This is a genomic window from Muribacter muris, from assembly GCF_001038205.1.
GTDB lineage: Bacteria > Pseudomonadota > Gammaproteobacteria > Enterobacterales > Pasteurellaceae > Muribacter > Muribacter muris.
This window is the reverse complement of the sequence record NZ_JWIZ01000054.1, coordinates 1-14063: the sequence shown is the minus strand read 5'-3', so window position 1 is coordinate 14063 and position 14063 is coordinate 1. Positions and strand designations below refer to the sequence as shown.

Annotated in this window: 14 protein-coding genes and 3 tRNA genes; 13 read left to right on the top strand and 4 right to left on the bottom strand. The window is 45.1% G+C overall.

The window, feature by feature from the left end; translation table 11 throughout:
* Positions 1-2 precede the first annotated feature (2 nt).
* The 3 genes from RO21_RS08320 to rph form a co-directional block, all read right to left on the bottom strand.
* Positions 3-389: a YgiW/YdeI family stress tolerance OB fold protein gene (locus RO21_RS08320; protein ID WP_047977332.1), complete on the bottom strand. Its 387-nt coding sequence runs from the start codon at positions 387-389 to the stop codon at positions 3-5.
* 138 nt (positions 390-527) lie between these two features.
* The gene (locus RO21_RS08315; RefSeq protein WP_047977331.1) at positions 528-1109 is read right to left on the bottom strand and encodes a flavin reductase family protein; all 582 of its coding nucleotides are present in this window, start codon (positions 1107-1109) and stop codon (positions 528-530) included.
* A 48-nt stretch (positions 1110-1157) separates the two neighbouring features.
* Positions 1158-1877 (bottom strand): ribonuclease PH, encoded by a 720-nt coding sequence (gene rph / locus RO21_RS08310; protein WP_047977330.1) that lies wholly within the window; start codon positions 1875-1877, stop codon positions 1158-1160.
* 85 nt (positions 1878-1962) lie between these two features.
* On the opposite strand from rph, the gene RO21_RS08305 reads away from it, so the two are divergent.
* From RO21_RS08305 to RO21_RS08295, 3 genes are read left to right on the top strand one after another with little or no spacing between them, the layout of a single operon-like run.
* Positions 1963-2826, top strand: a complete 864-nt coding sequence (locus RO21_RS08305) for a YicC/YloC family endoribonuclease (RefSeq protein ID WP_047977329.1) — start codon at positions 1963-1965, stop codon at positions 2824-2826.
* Between the two features lie 29 nt (positions 2827-2855).
* Positions 2856-3881, top strand: coding sequence for a UDP-N-acetylmuramate dehydrogenase (gene murB / locus RO21_RS08300; protein WP_047977328.1), 1026 nt, complete (start codon positions 2856-2858; stop codon positions 3879-3881).
* Complete coding sequence (locus RO21_RS08295) at positions 3878-4657, top strand: biotin--[acetyl-CoA-carboxylase] ligase (RefSeq protein ID WP_047977327.1); 780 nt, start codon at positions 3878-3880, stop codon at positions 4655-4657. Before murB ends, RO21_RS08295 begins: the two co-directional genes overlap by 4 nt.
* Before the next feature lie 25 nt (positions 4658-4682).
* Here the strand turns inward: RO21_RS08295 and RO21_RS08290 are convergent, their stop codons facing one another.
* Positions 4683-5414 carry a glutathione peroxidase gene (locus tag RO21_RS08290; RefSeq protein ID WP_047977326.1) on the bottom strand — a complete coding sequence of 244 codons (732 nt, stop codon included), beginning with the start codon at positions 5412-5414 and terminating at the stop codon, positions 4683-4685.
* Positions 5415-5512: 98 nt separating this feature from the next.
* Between RO21_RS08290 and oxyR the strand changes: the two genes are divergently transcribed.
* From oxyR to RO21_RS08240, 10 genes are all read left to right on the top strand, one after another.
* Entirely contained in the window at positions 5513-6403 is an 891-nt protein-coding gene (oxyR, locus tag RO21_RS08285; protein WP_047977325.1) for a DNA-binding transcriptional regulator OxyR, read from the top strand.
* Positions 6400-7026 carry an HTH-type transcriptional repressor FabR gene (fabR, locus tag RO21_RS08280; RefSeq protein ID WP_047977324.1) on the top strand — a complete coding sequence of 209 codons (627 nt, stop codon included), beginning with the start codon at positions 6400-6402 and terminating at the stop codon, positions 7024-7026. Before oxyR ends, fabR begins: the two co-directional genes overlap by 4 nt.
* Complete coding sequence (locus RO21_RS08275; RefSeq protein WP_047977323.1) at positions 7023-7535, top strand: protein disulfide oxidoreductase; 513 nt, start codon at positions 7023-7025, stop codon at positions 7533-7535. The genes fabR and RO21_RS08275 overlap by 4 nt, the downstream gene beginning before the upstream one ends.
* Positions 7536-7840: 305 nt before the next feature.
* Positions 7841-8902: a TDP-N-acetylfucosamine:lipid II N-acetylfucosaminyltransferase family protein gene (locus RO21_RS08270; RefSeq protein ID WP_084724277.1), complete on the top strand. Its 1062-nt coding sequence runs from the start codon at positions 7841-7843 to the stop codon at positions 8900-8902.
* Positions 8903-8942: 40 nt separating this feature from the next.
* A complete protein-coding gene (locus RO21_RS08265; protein WP_047977321.1) occupies positions 8943-10208 on the top strand; it encodes a WzyE family oligosaccharide polymerase in 1266 nt (421 codons plus the stop codon).
* Positions 10205-10930: a lipopolysaccharide N-acetylmannosaminouronosyltransferase gene (gene wecG / locus RO21_RS08260; protein WP_047977320.1), complete on the top strand. Its 726-nt coding sequence runs from the start codon at positions 10205-10207 to the stop codon at positions 10928-10930. The genes RO21_RS08265 and wecG overlap by 4 nt, the downstream gene beginning before the upstream one ends.
* Before the next feature lie 135 nt (positions 10931-11065).
* A tRNA-Arg gene (locus RO21_RS08255) sits at positions 11066-11142 on the top strand.
* Between the two features lie 28 nt (positions 11143-11170).
* Positions 11171-11246: transfer RNA gene (locus RO21_RS08250), tRNA-His, on the top strand.
* Between the two features lie 27 nt (positions 11247-11273).
* Positions 11274-11350: transfer RNA gene (locus RO21_RS08245), tRNA-Pro, on the top strand.
* A gap of 337 nt (positions 11351-11687) precedes the next feature.
* Positions 11688-13931, top strand: coding sequence for a M10 family metallopeptidase C-terminal domain-containing protein (locus RO21_RS08240; protein WP_047977319.1), 2244 nt, complete (start codon positions 11688-11690; stop codon positions 13929-13931).
* The last annotated feature ends 132 nt before the right edge of the window (positions 13932-14063 follow it).

Sequence of the window (14063 nt, the reverse complement as noted above, 5' to 3'; positions counted from 1 at the left end):
CATTATTTCTTAATCACTTGCTTCACTTCAATCTCGGTTTTACCCCAGTCTTTATCCACTTTGCCTCGGATTTCAACGGTATCTTGCGGGGTAATGGTTTGCCCGTTCCACGCTTTACGGCTGACCTCAATTTCCATTTCGCCGGTGGCATCTTGGAAAATAAAATCATCTTTGCCGACTTGTTTAACAATTTTCCCCTCGATAATTACAAGGCTGTTATCGGCGGCGTTTAAGGCGTCTTTTACGCTTTTAGCGGCATTTCTGTCATCGTAAAAACCGTGTTGGGTATGCGGTTTACCGTGATAAGTGTTGTTGTCGTCTTTAAAACCTTGAGCAACGGCAATGGAAGATAAGCCGACTAAAGCGGCGAGTGCGATCACTTTTTTCATTCGGTGTCCTCTACTAAATTTATTATGTTTCATTTAAGCAGCGCATTGCGCTTAAATCTATTAAAGCAAATAAATCTTAAGAAAAACTTAACGCGACTGTTTTGCAAGAAATGACCGAAAACCGACCGCTTGTCGTAGCTATGCCCGAAAGTTTTTACCGAGGGTTTCGCTCAATCCGTGATAATGGCGGAAATTGTAGATGAGCGGTTGCCATTTTTCCGGATTGATTTTGTCGTTGTCGAAGATTAAATCCGGGTGGGCGTGTACCACAACGATTTTCAGCTCAATAATCGCATAGCCCTCCCGTAAGTTGATCTGCGCCACTTGGGTTTCTGCTTGAATCGGACATTCTAAGATTCGGGCAGGCTGAATCTGTGTAGCGGCTTGGGCAGTAAAATTGCCTCGTTCAAATTTAGTGTCGCAGAATTGGTAGTGATCTTGTTTAAAATCAGGTATCGGGCTTTTGGCGGTGAGAGAGGCAATACTTTCAACCTGTTGCCATAGGGATTGGTCGGCAAGATTTAGCACCGCTTCCCCACATTGCTGTAAATTTTCAAAGGCTTTGCCCTGTGTGCTTAAACCGATGACGACATTATCGCCTAAGCACCAACTGGACGAAATCGGGGTGATATTGGTTTTACCCTGTTGATCGCAGGTGGTGAGTAAAATTACCGGAAAACCGTAATAAAACATTTTCGGGTGAATGGTGTTGTGGTGCATTGTTTATCTCCTTTTGCAAAAAAGCGGTCATTATTGACCGATTGTTGTTTAGGCTAAATTAAGCGCTTGGCGTTGAGCGCTAATCAGCTGTTGAATGCCTTGCTTTGCTAAATCCAGCAGAGTCAGCAATTCAGTGTGGCTGAACGGTTCGCCTTCGGCAGTGCCTTGCACCTCGACCAAACGTCCGTCCTCCAACATTACCACATTCATATCCGTTTCGGCGTTGGAGTCTTCCACATATTCCAAATCGCAAACCGCTTCGCCTGCGACAATGCCGACCGAAATCGCGGCAACCAAGGCTTTCATCGGATGCTGTTTTAATACGCCGTCAGCCACTAATTTGCTTAACGCATCGTGGAGTGCCACGCACGCACCGGTAATTGCAGCGGTACGGGTGCCACCGTCCGCTTGAATGACATCACAATCAAGGGTAATCGTACGTTCGCCTAAGGCGGTCAAATCAACCACCGCACGCAGCGAGCGGGCGATTAGTCGCTGAATTTCCATCGTGCGTCCGCTCTGTTTGCCTTTTGCCGCTTCCCGCTGACTGCGGCTATGGGTAGCACGGGGTAACATTCCGTATTCGGCAGTAATCCAACCTTGTTGCTGACCTTTCAGAAAGCGTGGCACGCTTTCTTCAACCGTGGCATTACACAGCACTTTGGTTTCGCCAAATTCAACCAGAACTGACCCTTCGGCATAGCGGGTGTAATGGCGGGTGATGTTAATCGGGCGGGTTTGGTGGGCAGGGCGGTTATTTGGACGCATATTTCTTCCTTTTTAATAAAATTTTGCCTATTTTAGCAGAATAACCAGTACAATATGCCAAATTTTATCAAGAGAGAAGCACAAAATGATTTACAGTATGACCGCGTTTGCCCACTTGGAACTGAAAAAAGCGTGGGGCAATGCCGTATGGGAAATACGTTCCGTTAATCAACGTTTTTTGGAAACCTATTTTCGCTTGCCGGAAAGTTTTCGCCATTTAGAAATGGGCTTGCGTGAGCGGTTGCGCCAAGCGCTCACTCGGGGCAAAGTGGAATGTAGCCTGCGCATTGAGTTTAATCAGGCTGAAAATAAAGGGGTAGCTTTAAATGAGGGCTATGCCGTCCAAGTTATCGAGGCGTTAAAATGGCTACAAAATACCGCAGGGCAGGGTGAGATTAACCTTGTCGATATTCTGCGTGTGCCGGGGGTGGTTGATACGCAGCATCAAGATCTTGATGCGATGAGCCAAGACGTGTTGCAAGGCTTTGAGCAAATTTTGGCGGAGTTTATCGCAATGCGAGGACGGGAAGGGGCGAATTTACACGCCCTTATTCAACAACGTCTCGATAGCATTGCGGCAGAAACCGCCAAAGTGCAGGCGCAGATGCCTTGCATTTTACAGTGGCAAAAAGACCGCTTGCAGCAGCGTTTTGACGAGTTAAATCTGGCACTCGACCCGCAACGTTTAGAGCAAGAAATGGTACTATTGGCACAAAAAATCGATGTGGCGGAAGAGTTGGATCGCTTGCAACTTCACGTTAAAGAAACAACGGCAATCCTGAATAAAGGCGGAGCGGTCGGGCGTAAATTGGATTTTATGATGCAAGAGTTGAACCGAGAAGCGAATACGTTGGCATCAAAATCGATCAATGCTGACATTACCAATTCTGCGGTTGAGCTGAAGGTGTTAATCGAGCAGATGCGTGAGCAGATCCAAAATCTAGAGTAGTGCCTTCCCCTTTGACGTGGAGAAACCGAATGAAACAATTAACCGCTTTTCACACCTTTCACCTGCCTGTGCAAGCCAAAACGATCGTACCCTTTGATACGGTTGAACAGTTGCTGGCGGCTTGGCAGCAAGCAAAGCAAAATAATGAACCGACTTTGTTGCTGGGGCAGGGGTCTAACGTCCTATTTTTAGCGGATTTTGACGGCACGGTGCTAATTAACCGATTAAAAGGGATTGAACCGCGTGAGGACGAGCAGTTTTACTATTTACACGTTGGCGGCGGCGAAAATTGGCACGCTTTGGTGGAGTGGACGTTGGCTCACGGTATGGGCGGCTTGGAAAATCTGGCGTTAATTCCCGGCGTGGCGGGCTCTGCACCGATCCAAAATATCGGAGCGTACGGTGTAGAGTTTGAGCAGGTGTGCGATTATGTCGATCTGCTGAATTTAAACAACGGTGAAACGATCCGTTTAAGCCGAGAGGATTGCCGGTTCGGCTATCGGGACAGCATTTTCAAACGGCAGTACCGTGAAGGTTATGCGATTGTAGCGGTTGGGCTTAAACTGGCGAAAGCGTGGCAGCCGGTGCTGAATTATGGCTCGCTCACGCAGCTTGACCCGCAAACGGTTACCCCTAAGCAGATTTTTGACGAGGTGTGTGCCGTTCGCCGTGCTAAATTGCCTGATCCCGATGATGTGGGTAATGCGGGCAGTTTCTTTAAAAATCCGGTAGTGGATTTTGCAAATTTTGTGCGGATTCAGACCGCTTGCCCTACCATTCCTCACTATCCGCAAGCTGATGGTCGCGTTAAATTGCCGGCGGGCTGGCTGATCGATCAAGCCGCACTCAAAGGCTATCAAATTGGTGGAGCGGCGGTGCATACGCAACAAGCGTTGGTGCTGATCAATAAAGAGAATGCCACCGGGGCAGATGTGGTGGCATTAGCGCAAGCGGTTCGCCGTAAAGTACGGGAGCGGTTTGGGGTGGAATTGCACCCTGAAGTGCGTTTTATCGGCAAGCAAGGGGAAGTGGATAGCGAGGTAGCGACCCGATGAGCGATGATATTGATGCACAGCGGATCGCCCAAGCCTTAACGCAAGGGCAGGTATTGAGTTTTGCGCAGCTTAATTCGACCAATGAATATGTGTTGCAGCATTACCGAGATTTAGCCAACGGATCGCTGTGCGTAGCACAAACACAAACGGCGGGGCGGGGCAGACGGGGGCGGCAGTGGTTTTCGCCCCAAAGCCGTAATCTCTATTTTTCAATGCTATGGCATTATGAAACGGCGGAGATCCCGCAACTATCGGCGTTGAGCTTGGTGGTATCGGTGGTGATTGCGGAAACCTTTGAGGCATTGGACATTCCCGCGATTCAGATTAAATGGCCTAACGATATTTACTATCAAGGCAGAAAAATGGGCGGGATCTTAATTGAAAGCCGTGTCGATCGACAGGGGATTTATTTGGTGATCGGGATCGGGCTGAATTTGGGAATGGATCAGGTTGATCTCTCACTCGTAACTCAGCAATGGAGTGATTTATCCGCCTATGAGTTGGATCGTACCGCTTTGGTAATTGAACTTGGTCAGCGATTACAAACCGCATTACAACACTACCGACAACAAGGTTTTGCGCCGTATGCCCAGCGTTGGCAACGTTTTGATCTCTTTTATCACCGCTCGGTGAAATTGATCACTGAAAAGGAGGAAATACAAGGAATTTCGCTGGGGATTAATGATCAAGGCGAGCTGATTTTGCAGCAGGGGGAAATTATTCGAGCGTTTACGATAGGGGAGATCTCTTTAAGAGCCGGAAACGAAAAAAGCTAAGCATAGGGCTTAGCTTTAGAGATCACTATGCGAAATAGCGGGCTAAATCATCGCTACCGCCGATCAATTTTCCGCCGATAAAAATCTGCGGTGCGGTGGATTTCCCGGTAATCGCCCGTAATGAAGTGGTGCTGGCATCACGCCCTAAGACGATTTCTTCATAGCTCAACCCTTTCTCTGCAAGTAACGCTTTGGCTTGTTGGCAGAAGGTGCAGCCCGGCTTAGTGAAAATCGCCACAGACGGTTTTGCCTGCCAGTCCGGTTTGAGATATTTGATCATTGTATCGGCATCAGACACTTTAAACGGATCGCCCGGCTCTTGCGGCTCGACAAACATTTTCTCAACGATACCGTTTTTCACCAACATTGAATAACGCCAAGAACGTTTGCCAAAGCCTAAATCTTCTTTGCCGACTAACATTCCCATTCCGGCGGTAAATTCGCCGTTACCGTCTGGAATAACGGTGATGTTGTCTGATTCTTGATCGGCTTTCCACGCGTTCATTACAAAGGTATCGTTTACCGACATACAAATGATTTCATCGACACCTAAAGCGTAAAACTCCGGTGCTAATTCATTGTAGCGGGGTAAGTGGGTCGATGAACAAGTCGGTGTGAAGGCACCCGGCAGTGAAAAGACGATGACGGTTTTGTTATTAAACAGCTCATCGGTAGTAACATCTACCCAAGCATCATCTTGGCGGGTTTTGAACGTAACGTGCGGGACTTTTTGCCCGGTCATATCTTTAAAAGACATCTTAATTTTCTCCTAATATTTCGTTGTGTGAAAAATCACAGGCATTATACACATAAATATGCCATAATTCGCCATCTTCAATTTAGCAAGGAAACAGTATGAATATCCGTGACTTAGAATATCTCATTGCGCTCGCTGATTTTAAGCATTTTCGTAAAGCGGCCGATGCGTGTAATGTGAGCCAGCCGACATTAAGCGGGCAAATTCGTAAATTAGAAGATGAATTAGGCACGGTATTGCTGGAAAGAACGAGCCGTAAAGTGCTATTTACGCAAGCGGGGCTTGGTCTGGTCGAGCAGGCAAAAGTCGTGCTGAGAGAGGTAAAAATTCTGCGTGAAATGGCGAGTAGCCAAGGTAAAGAGATGTCCGGCCCGATGCATATCGGGATTATTCCGACCTTAGCACCTTATATTTCCCCTCTTATTCTGCCGCAGTTAAAGTCTCAATTCCCCGAACTTGAAATTTACCTCTACGAATTGCCAACCAATACGGTGATTGAGCAGTTAGAGTCGGGGCAACTAGACTGTGCGATTTTATCGCTTGCCAAGGAAACAGAGTCCTTTATCGAAGTGCCGATTTTTAATGAAAATATGTTGTTAGCGGTGTCGGACGATCACCCTTGGGCAAAACAAGAGAAAATCGATTTGGATCAATTATCCGATCAAGAAATTTTGGTGTTAGATAACGGTCATTGCTTACGCACTAAAATAATGGACTACTGTAATACTATTGGTGCAAAAGAGAATGAGCGGATTAAAGTAGGCAGTTTGGAAACCTTGCGTAATATGGTCGCCACGGGTGCAGGGATTACCTTAATGCCGGAGTTAGCGGCAGGTTCCGATCAAAATGAGCATAGTGTCTATCTCGGCTTCAACGAACCAAAACCCTTCAGAACAATCGGTTTGGTATATCGCCCCGGTTCACCGCTTAGACTTCGCTATGAACGCTTAGCGAAAACGATTAAAACAATGATGGATGACGTCAAATGAGTACGGTCGGTATTCGGGCGATTCAAAAAGAGAAAACCCGCCGCGCCTTAGTGGACGCCGCATTTAACCAATTGACCGCCGAAAAAAGTTTTTCCAATCTCAGCTTAAGAGAAGTTGCCAGAGAAGCCGGCATCGCCGCCACCTCGTTTTATCGGCATTTCAAAGATATGGATGAATTAGGACTGGCAATGGTGGACGAGTCGGGCTTAATTCTTCGCCAGCTAATGCGGCAAGCTCGCAAGCGGTTGGAAAAGGGCGGTAGTGTGATCGTCATCTCAGTGGAAACCTTTTTTGAGTTTATTGAAGAACGACCGAATATGTTCCGCCTGCTATTACGGGAAAGTTCCGGCACATCGCAAGCCTTTCGAACTGCGGCATCTCGGGAAATCCAACATTTTGTGGCGGAATTGGCGGATTACATTCAGATTAAAAACCATAGCATCGGGCGAGAATTGGCTTATATTGAATCGGAAGGACTGGTTACGTTAGTATTTACCGCCGGTTCTCACGCGCTTGATATGAATACACAAGAGCGGGAAAAACTCAAACAAAGGGTGGTAATGCAACTTAGAATGCTCGCCAGAGGTGCAAATTATTTAGCAATGGGGCAAGAACACAAATGAAAAAGCCGTCTCTTATTGTCCGTTTTACGAAAAACCTACTCCTGTTCGGCAGCTTGTTCATTATCTTGAGCATCGTGGTAGATTGGTATCGAAAGCCCACTGCGCCGGCTCAATTTGCAGATCAGGTGCTTTATGATGTTGCCCAACAGCCGAAAATCATTGCACAGTTGAGCCATAATCAACCAATGTTACTCTACTTCTGGGGCAGTTGGTGTCATTTTTGTGAATATACCTCTCCCGCCGTCCAAAAATTTGCCGAGCAAGGTTCGCCGGTATTAAGCGTTGCCCTAAAATCCGGCTCGGCGGCAGAGGTACAAGGCTATTTAGCGGATAATCGCTACACATTCAGCGTTATTAACGATCCTAACGGGCAACTTTCAAAACAATGGGGAATCCAAGCAACCCCCACCATTTTAATAATCAAAAACGGACAGATTATCAACCACACAACCGGCTTAACCAGCTACTGGGGCTTAAAAATCCGCCTCTGGCTTGCGGGTTTTGTTTAAATATTCAGAAGAATTAATGACGGATTCATATTAGGGGAATACGATAAATAGTAAAGAGTGAGATGGTTCGTTGATAGCTATATTTCCCCAAGTCTTGAGCCGGTTATTTTTCTCTGGCTTGTATGGCTATTGTCGATTGGAATAGAAATGAGTTTATTCTTTAGTGGATAATCTTTCTACCCCACATCAAAAGAAACGTAGGTTGTCTTGCTCAAATAACTCTGAAGTGTGAGTTTTTCGGATAATTCTGCTAAGTTTTGTTATGATCGCTGATATTCCTTATTTAAAAAATAGAAAGGGCAGTGGTGATTTATCATATTCTTGGGGCGGATATTCCCCACCATAACCGCACGTTGTTAGCCTTTTTTCAAGAAATGCGTTTGGCGGAATGGGGAGAGCAGTCGCTATTTTATGTGGTGAGTCAAGATGATTTAGCGGTGGCATTTCCGGCATTATCGATCCGCCGTTTTGCAGGCAAAATGCAGTTAGCTAAGGCGGTGATTGAAGCGGCAAAGTCGCAGCCGCAGGCAAAATTTGTGTTGCACGGGCAGTTTAATTTTCCGCTTTGGCTGGCGATTTTGTGTGGGCGATTGCCCGGTGAGCGTTGTGCGTGGCACGTTTGGGGCGCAGATTTGTACGAGCATTCAACGGCTTGGCGGTTTAGATTAGCGTATCCGATCCGCCGTGCTGCACAACGTAAAATAGCTCAAATATGGGCGACCCGCGGTGATTTGCAGTTTTCCCACTCTTTGTTAAAGCGCAAGGGCGATCAGGATCAATTATTGTATTTTCCGTCTAAAATGCCGCCTGCATTGCCTCAACAATCAGAAGAACGGTCGAAACTGACTATTTTATTGGGCAATTCCGGTGATAGTGCTAATCGCCATTTGCAAGGCTTGGACGATATTCATCGGCAATTTGGCTCGCAGGTGAGGGTGATTATCCCGATGGGCTATCCAGTGCAAAATCACGCTTATGTTGAGGCGGTTGCAGCCCATAGCAAGCGGTTATTTCCTGCTGAAAATGTGCAAATTCTCACGCAAAAACTGGCTTTTGAGGCGTATTTGGCGATCTTGGCGCAGTGTGATGTCGGGCTGTTTTTGTTTAAGCGGCAGCAGGGCATTGGCACGATTTGTGCATTGTTGGCGATGAATATTCCGGTGGTTTTGGCGAAGGAAAATCCGTTTTGTGTAGATATGCAGGCGGAGCAGATTCCGTTTTTATTCAGCGGGTGCGTGAACCGAGCGGCTATTCAGGCGACCAACCAGCAATTAGCGGCGTTGGATAAAGGGCATATCCGTTTTTTCCCACCGAATTATCTGCCGTTATGGCGGCATTGCTTGGCGAATTGGGCGAACGCTGCCTGACAAGCGGTCGGTTTTGGCGATATTTTTGCAAAGAGGCACAATGGCATACGGAATCTTAATCAGCCTGTTTTTTGTAGCAGTTGTACTGATTGGCTCGGTAATTTGGCAGGGCCTACGGCAGCAGGGGCAGACGTTCCATCTTTTGTTTAGTCTGATTTATGGGGTAACCTGCTTTTTGGGCGTGCCGTTTTCAGTGCTGCTGGCGTGGCAGTTCGGGCAGCCATTGCCGGATACGGCGGCCTCCATCTCTGCACTGGGGGCGGCGTTAGGCGGCTACGGGCTGTATTGGCTAGGCTACCAAGGGGCGAACCGGATAGGCGGAAAAGCCGCTTATCGTTCTACTGCGCTTGCAACAAAAGAGGTGCAACTGACCGCTTGTCTATTGATGTTGATTAGCACGGTCGCATTGGCTCTGTTTATCGGCTTAAATGAAGGATTGCTACTGTTTAAATTGGAAAAATACAGCCAGATTTTTTCGGCAAGGGTGAAGGGCGTGCCGTTAAAGCGGTTTTTCTACTTTTTCATTCCGGCATTACTGATTTTTTTCTGGCTCAAGCCCAGCCTAAAACGCTGGTGGTGGGGGCTGATACTTGGTCTCGGGTTCGGCATTTTAAGCTATTTGGCGGTTGGTGGGACAAGGGCAAATATCGCCTTGGTGGTGGCACTTTTTCTGCTATTAGGCTGGCGTTTCGGCTATGTTGCAAAAAAATGGCTGATTTCGAGCGCTTGTTTGGCGGTCATCGCAATGTTCTGGTTGGCGTTATGGCGGTACGATTTGGCGGTGAGCGGGCGAGAAGCGTGGTTTACTTTTCTTTATTTGACACGGGATACCTTTTCGCCGTGGCAAAATTTTGCCCTTATTCTTGCCAGTGAGATTGACTATCAAGGTCTGATGCCGATTGTGCGGGATTTTTATGTCTATATTCCGCAGGCGTGGTGGGCGGATCGCCCGGATATTGTGTGGAACAGTGCGAATTATTTCACCAAAATTGTGTTGGGCAATCAGTCCGGCTTGGCGATGTCGCCGACGTTGTTGGGTTCATTCTATATTATGGGCGGTTATCCGTTGATGGCGTGCGGAATGCTGGCGGTCGGGGCGATAATCCGTGCCTTTGACGTCGTGTTTGAGCGTGTCGAAGTTTTAGGTAAAGCCTATTGCTTGGCAAACCTGTTCAATTTGGTTGTGCTAGTGAGGGAGGGGGCAGATGCGTTTGTGTCCCGCTGGGTCTTTTTTAGTATTGTGTTTGTGCTTGCGTGGCAGCTGGCAAAATGGCTTGGCTATCTGGCAAGGAAAGGTGGCAAATGATCGGGAGCGTAACAATTAGAGGGATTGAGCTGTTAGCCGTGCCAAATCAAATGCAATTTGTGGATTTTTTGCTAAACCACGGCGATATTCGCACAGGAAAATTGGTCGCCATTAACGCCGAGAAGGTTATCATCAGCGAACAAAACCCGCAACTTCTCCACCTTTTACACAATACCGAGTATAAGTATGCCGATGGTATCAGTATTGTGTGTGCAATTAAGCGGAAATATCCGCAGCATCGGCAGGTAGAAAGAATTGCCGGCGTAGAATTATGGGAAGCGTTGTTTATGGCGGGGATTGCCTATGACCTCCCTGTTTTTTTAGTGGGGGGAAAGCCTGATGTGCTGGCAGCAACGGCAGAAAAATTACGCCGTTTAGGTGTGCGTATAGTCGGCTTGCAAGATGGTTATTTTGCTGCGGAAGATCAGGATAGTGTGATCGAGCGAATCCGTCAAAGCGGCGCAAAATTTGTGAGCGTGGCGATGGGGTCTCCAAAACAGGAAATGTTTATTGCTAATGCACAGCAGATTTACCCTGATACGCTCTATATGGGAGTCGGCGGCAGTTATGATGTATTTGTGGGAAAAGTGAAACGAGCCCCCCAAATTTGGCGGCAATTAGGGTTAGAATGGCTTTTTCGATTATGGCAGCAACCGACGCGCTGGCAGCGGCAGCTAAGATTGATGAAATATGCCTACTATTATTTGACAAAACAGCTATAAAATCAGCAGCTTTGATAATAAATAAACGTTTTGAGCAAATTAAAAGCAAGTAAGCATATTTTTGAAAAAAGTGCTAGACAAGCGAGGGTGAAATCACTAATATACGCCTCCGTTGCGACGCAATACTGAAACAAAGCGTTCGTAGCTCAGTTGGATAGAGCGTTGGCCTCCGGAGCCAAAGGTCGCAGGTTCGAATCCTGTCGAGCGCGCCAGAGGTAATGCAAGTTCAACATAGCGTTGGTGGCTATAGCTCAGTTGGTAGAGCCCTGGATTGTGATTCCAGTTGTCGTGGGTTCAAGTCCCATTAGCCACCCCATTCAATATACTCTTTATGAGTAACTATCGGCGAGTAGCGCAGCTTGGTAGCGCAACTGGTTTGGGACCAGTGGGTCGTAGGTTCAAATCCTATCTCGCCGACCATCCTCATTCCTTATATTCAATCTGATTACTATCATTATATCTTTCCACTTAATTAGAATTTTCTTGTATATCTCAACTAAGTCTATATTAGTTTTCGATTCTTTTCCCCCAATATACTTCAAACCGAATCTGATATTTTTTCTTAACCAAATCGTTAGACAAATCTTTATTTTCATTTTTTCTTTTGTTCTTTAATTAGAAAATCTCTCAAGTAGTATAAATAATTGCGCAAAAAAAAAACAATATATAATTAAAAAACCACCATTTATCGAGATGTATGTGAATCGTATTTATTGGTGATATTTAAACCTTTTGATTTTATTGACAGGAGCTCTTTATGGTTGAACAAGCCAAAAAACACGATTTAAGTGCTTTAGAACAAAATATCGACAATGCGGTTACACAGGGCAATATACCTGAAGCAGAAGTTCAGACGCACAGTAATTTACCGTCCTCATATACAGAGGAGCGAGGTATGTTGTCCGAAATATCTTCTTCAGAACCTGTTGTTGCTGAAGAGGTAGAACAAAGAGAGAGCTCCCATTCACAAAGCGACTATTTAAAATGGTATTTGTTCGGTGGATTGGTATTGGGCGGAGGTGCATTCGCATTGTCCGGTGGAGGGCGTAAAGGTGATGGAAGTAATGTGGCAACACATTCTCATCAAACTAAAGATAATGTTCAATCTCCTGCATCTCAGATAGATAAAGGACAGACTCAGCCGACTAAGGATAATGTTCAATCTTCGGCATCTAAAATAGACAAAGTTCAGATGGGGCAGTCTCAGTCCGATAAACTGCAAGTAGATAAGCCGGCTGATTCCGCAGAAAAAGAAGTATTGGAGAAGCCTGAAGTTGAGCAGAAACCAATACTGATAAAATCCTATCAATATGATGATAGTATGTTTAAAAACGATACGGATAAAGACGGTTTATTTGATGCACTCGATCCTAATCCTACTATGTGGAATGTATCCGAACGGGATCTACGCACTTTTACAACCTTGTCTTATAAAGATGAAAAAGAACTTAACGCTATTTTTACCAATAAAAACCTAAAAGCGTGGCAAGAAATCAATCTCGATAAGAAGAGCGGGCTAAATAATACCTTTAGCGAAAAAGAGAGCGAAGATTTTATTCAGAATTGGGCGTTAATTGAATTTAAGAATACAAGTGATTTTTTAGGTAGTGGTTTAGACTATTCCGTATTTGGGAATGGTAAAAAGCCTGATGGTAGTTATCAACAAATTGTACTTGCTTTTCGGGGATCGAAGGGAAGTTATACTAATTTGCAAGATTGGTATGCTGATTTGAAAGTATTACGAGGCGATTTACCAACACAGGCAAAAGAGTTGGTTGGGAAGACGAAAGCGATTGTGGATAAGTATAGCCCTGATACTGTTTATGCTACCGGACATTCCTTAGGTGGGTATTTAACACAATATTTCACTGCCTATGCGATGCAAGAAAGTGCGGCATTTCAAGCAAAAATGAAACATAGTGCGATTTTTAATCCACTCCTGTTATTAACGGATAAAGGCTCTAATCTTAGTCTTATTAAGGCTAGAGAAAATACGGATAGATTTGTTAAAGAAGCAATTAGTAACGATGATGTAATGAGCGGTAATTTTCTTTACAAAACCAATTCTTATATAATAAATGGTGAGTTTCTTGCTGATGGAGGAGTTCCGCGAGATAAGGCAAAGGAGGCTGGTATTATCGGTGGAGGCGTAGCTGGTACTATAGTAGGTGGTCTTTTGGCTTTGGTTACTGGGGGAGCTAGTCTTGCAGCTGGTGCATTGCTAGGTGGTTCTTTAGGTGCTTTAAAAGGTAATTCCCTTGCTAATGAAGTACTGGAAAAATTAGAAAAAGAAGGACTAGGTACTTATGACAATACGGTACGTTTTGAACCGTTGAAAAAAGATTGGATTGAATCTCATTCAATGATCCGTTTTTATGAAAAAACCGACGATTTGGTAAAACATTTTTCTTTCGGTGGTCGCCACGATAAATGGGAAGAGGGTGAAAATGCTTATATGAAAGATAGCGATAAAGACGGTATTGCAGATATTGTTGAATTACATTTCCATTCTGATCCAAATGATGCAAATAGTCGGTTGGCACAATCCAAATTATTGATTAATGGGCGTGAGACACAAGAAGTTATGCCGGTTGTTGTTTATCATTTAGCGGATAAACAAGACTTTAGTAGCACGTCTCAAGCTAAAATAGAACATATATACGGTAATGATGGCGATAATCGCCTAGATGGTGGGAGTGGCACAAATGTGCTTTTTGGTGGTAAAGGGAAGGATATTTTTGTGTTGGGAAATAATGATTTTAAACATCAAGAACTCAATATTATCGGTGATTTTAATGCAGCAGAAGATAAATTGGACCTAAGCGTACTGGATCTGAAAGGAGATTTTGCCGGGTTATTTTCAAATGAACCGAATGGAAATACAGCGATTTCTTGGAGTAAAGACACCCAAACACTAAATTATCAGGTGAATAACCAAACTTTTGTCTTAGCTCAGTTTTTGAATAAAACTGAATTGAGTGTGGAGAATTTCATTGTCTAGAGAGAAAACAGCCGATAATTTAGACTAAAATGGTTGATTTTGATTCTATTTTCACCAAGCGGTAAGATTTTTCGATTATTTTGCACATTTTTCTCAAAAACCACTTGCATTGATTTTGGATTTCTCTATAAT

Bases quoted from the DNA above. Each gene is read 5' to 3' on its own strand.
- RO21_RS08265 (WP_047977321.1), top strand. From the start codon at position 8,943: ATGGCATACGGAATCTTAATCAGCCTGTTTTTTGTAGCAGTTGTACTG.
- rph (WP_047977330.1), bottom strand. From the start codon at position 1,877: ATGCGTCCAAATAACCGCCCTGCCCACCAAACCCGCCCGATTAACATC.
- RO21_RS08295 (WP_047977327.1), top strand. From the start codon at position 3,878: ATGAGCGATGATATTGATGCACAGCGGATCGCCCAAGCCTTAACGCAA.
- wecG (WP_047977320.1), top strand. From the start codon at position 10,205: ATGATCGGGAGCGTAACAATTAGAGGGATTGAGCTGTTAGCCGTGCCA.
- fabR (WP_047977324.1), top strand. From the start codon at position 6,400: ATGAGTACGGTCGGTATTCGGGCGATTCAAAAAGAGAAAACCCGCCGC.
- RO21_RS08305 (WP_047977329.1), top strand. From the start codon at position 1,963: ATGATTTACAGTATGACCGCGTTTGCCCACTTGGAACTGAAAAAAGCG.
- murB (WP_047977328.1), top strand. From the start codon at position 2,856: ATGAAACAATTAACCGCTTTTCACACCTTTCACCTGCCTGTGCAAGCC.
- RO21_RS08290 (WP_047977326.1), bottom strand. From the start codon at position 5,414: ATGTCTTTTAAAGATATGACCGGGCAAAAAGTCCCGCACGTTACGTTC.
- RO21_RS08315 (WP_047977331.1), bottom strand. From the start codon at position 1,109: ATGCACCACAACACCATTCACCCGAAAATGTTTTATTACGGTTTTCCG.
- oxyR (WP_047977325.1), top strand. From the start codon at position 5,513: ATGAATATCCGTGACTTAGAATATCTCATTGCGCTCGCTGATTTTAAG.
- RO21_RS08275 (WP_047977323.1), top strand. From the start codon at position 7,023: ATGAAAAAGCCGTCTCTTATTGTCCGTTTTACGAAAAACCTACTCCTG.
- RO21_RS08240 (WP_047977319.1), top strand. From the start codon at position 11,688: ATGGTTGAACAAGCCAAAAAACACGATTTAAGTGCTTTAGAACAAAAT.
- RO21_RS08320 (WP_047977332.1), bottom strand. From the start codon at position 389: ATGAAAAAAGTGATCGCACTCGCCGCTTTAGTCGGCTTATCTTCCATT.